Source organism: Rhodococcus sp. IEGM 1318 (assembly GCF_033142465.1).
GTDB lineage: Bacteria > Actinomycetota > Actinomycetes > Mycobacteriales > Mycobacteriaceae > Rhodococcus_F > Rhodococcus_F qingshengii_B.
The window spans coordinates 1-558 of the sequence record NZ_JAWLSC010000061.1; the positions used below are offsets into that span (position 1 = coordinate 1).

Genomic DNA, 558 nt, shown 5'->3' on the forward strand with positions numbered 1-558 from the left:
CATGATTGAACTGAGGGGATTGACCAAGGTTTACGGACCGACGAAAGCGGTGGACGATTTGTCGTTCACGGTCAAGCCGGGCATCGTGACGGGCTTTCTGGGCCCGAACGGTGCCGGCAAGTCGACGACGATGCGGATGATCCTGGGTTTGGATCAGCCGACGTCGGGTGCGGCGTTGATCGACGGCAAGCCGTACCGGGAGCTGAAGACACCGTTGCGGACGGTGGGGGCGTTGTTGGATGCGAAGTGGGTGCATCCCAATCGCAGTGCGCGGGCGCATCTGCAGTGGATGGCCGCCTCGAACGGGATTCCGAAGTCCCGGGTCGACGAGGTGCTCGGGTTGGTTGGGTTGTCCGAGGTGGCGGGCAAGAAGGCCGGCGGGTTCTCGTTGGGTATGTCGCAGCGTCTGGGGTTGGCCGGTGCGTTGTTGGGTGATCCGAAGGTGTTGTTGTTCGACGAGCCGGTCAACGGTCTCGATCCGGAGGGCATCGTCTGGATTCGTAAGTTCATGCAGCGGTTGGCGGCCGAGGGCCGCACCGTGCTCGTGTCGAGTCACCT

General features: G+C 62.9%; 1 protein-coding gene. It reads left to right on the forward strand.

All coding sequences use genetic code 11. The annotated features are described in order from the left end of the window. Position 1: 1 nt before the first annotated feature. On the forward strand, positions 2-558 hold a 557-nt coding region (locus R4P65_RS33065; protein WP_317829705.1), incomplete at its 3' end, for an ABC transporter ATP-binding protein.